The sequence below is a fragment of the Vibrio anguillarum genome, assembly GCF_003390515.1.
Classification (GTDB): Bacteria; Pseudomonadota; Gammaproteobacteria; order Enterobacterales; family Vibrionaceae; genus Vibrio; species Vibrio anguillarum.
The window spans coordinates 673,152-673,378 of record NZ_CP031479.1; the positions used below are offsets into that span (position 1 = coordinate 673,152).

General features: G+C 44.9%; 1 tRNA gene. It reads left to right on the top strand.

What is annotated here, in order from left to right:
- Positions 1-18: 18 nt before the first annotated feature.
- A tRNA-Val gene (locus DD616_RS07185) sits at positions 19-94 on the top strand.
- Positions 95-227: the final 133 nt, after the last annotated feature.

Here is a 227-nt window from a genome sequence, read left to right on the forward strand (position 1 = left end):
AAATGTGAAAAAACATGTGGGCGATTAGCTCAGTTGGGAGAGCACCTGCCTTACAAGCAGGGGGTCACTGGTTCGAACCCGGTATCGCCCACCACTCTCTAAGGATTTTTGGATGCACATTGCCAAACCAGATTAAGCAATTGAACTGGTTGGTCTGTTTGACCCTGAAAGTCATTAGAAAGTGATTTGTTCCGTTAGGAATACCACTCGCTCTTTAACAATTTGGA